We start from the raw sequence: 1,477 nt of genomic DNA on the forward strand, positions 1-1,477 counted from the left end.
CATTCGGGATGGACCCCTCCACCACCAGCACAAACGGCTCCAGCTCGCCGCGGTCCGCCTTGCGGAACCACTCGAGGAAGTCGTCGGCGCCTTGCTGCGGGCCGCATTCGAAGTCGATCAGCGGCCAGTGCATGGCAATCTTGGGTAGTCCGGGAAGCGCCCCAAGGGCTATCTCCTCGACGCTTGGCTGGGTTGCCGCCGTCAGGGCCACGGAGTCACCGTCGCAACTGAGTCCGGCATTGATCCACAGGACGTGGATCAAGGTTTCTTCCGCTTTCAATGCAGTAGCTGTAGGCATCGTTGCCTCCTTCGGAGCCCGCCCTGTGGCCGCGGCTCGAATGTTGCGTTAACGGTCAAACGCGTAGTCCGCCAGAGCGCGGCGCACTCCCGGCGGCAGCCGCCGCCGGGTGGGGATTCTTCCGGATCCACTCCAGCCAGCCGTCCATGCCGTCGCCGGTGGTAGCTGACAGGGTCAGGACGTCGACGCCGGGATTCAGCAGGCGCGCCTGGCGCACGCAACGCTCGACGTCGAACTCCACATAGGGGAGCAGGTCTGCTTTGTTGATGATCACCAGGTCGGCGGCCAGGAACATGTGGGGGTATTTCTGCGGTTTGTCATCGCCCTCCGTAACTGAGATCACGACGACCCGGGCCGATTCGCCGAGGTCGAACAATGCGGGGCACACCAGGTTGCCCACGTTTTCGATGAAGAGTGTCGATCCGGGGACCGGATCCAGCGCGCCCAGCGCCCGCTGCAGCATCCCGGCATCCAGATGGCAGCCTGCCCCGGTGTTGATTTGGATCACCGGCCGCCCGGTGGAGCGGATCCGGTCGGCGTCCAGCGAGGTCTCCTGGTCCCCTTCGATCACACCAATGTCCAGCTCACCGGCAAGTTCCCTGATGGTCCGGACCAGGAGCGTGGTCTTGCCGGCCCCTGGGGAACTCATGACATTGAAGGCCTGGATGCCGCGTCCTTCCAGCCAGCCCCGGTTCCGTGCGGCCAGGTGGTCGTTCTTGGCGAGCAGGTTCTCCTCCAGGGAGATGAGGGTCCGTCCCTCCGCCGCGGGACTGTGCCCGGCGTCGGCTGTCCCGGGGAATTGGGGATGCTGATGGCCGTGATCGTGCGGATGCCCGTGCTCGTGATCGTGGGCGTGCTGATGGCTGTGATCGTGCTCGTGATCGTGCGGATGATCGTGATCGTGGGGATGGCCGTGATCGTGCGGGGCCGCAGCAGCGGGCAAGATGTCGTGCACAGTGCCGTCGAGGTCCGAAACTCTGGTGCCGGCGTCGTCGCCGCATCCGCACGTCGCACACATGTCTACGCAACCTCCACCGAGGTGACCAGGAGCTCCCGGCCACTGACGACTTCGACATCGGCACTGCCACAGGGGCAGAGCAGAAACATGTCCTCAAGGACGAACTCGTCGCGGCAGCTGCGGCATCTGGCCCGGCCCTCGGATTCATCGATCGTCAGGGT

2 protein-coding genes and 1 pseudogene are annotated in these 1,477 nt (G+C 65.1%); all 3 read right to left on the reverse strand.

Annotated elements, in window-relative coordinates; genetic code table 11:
• Window positions 1-298: pseudogene (locus LQV45_RS31850) on the reverse strand (hydrogenase expression protein HypE); the annotation flags it as partial.
• 55 nt (window positions 299-353) lie between these two features.
• Window positions 354-1,316, reverse strand: coding sequence for a hydrogenase nickel incorporation protein HypB (hypB, locus tag LQV45_RS31855; protein ID WP_290370379.1), 963 nt, complete (start codon window positions 1,314-1,316; stop codon window positions 354-356).
• Window positions 1,317-1,318: 2 nt separating this feature from the next.
• Entirely contained in the window at window positions 1,319-1,474 is a 156-nt protein-coding gene (locus LQV45_RS31865; protein ID WP_308288964.1) for a hydrogenase maturation nickel metallochaperone HypA, read from the reverse strand.
• Window positions 1,475-1,477: the final 3 nt, after the last annotated feature.

The organism is Microbacterium sp. Bi128, assembly GCF_918698205.1.

Coding starts and splice junctions, on each gene's coding strand:
- hypB (WP_290370379.1), bottom strand. CDS start 1,316: ATGTGTGCGACGTGCGGATGCGGCGACGACGCCGGCACCAGAGTTTCG.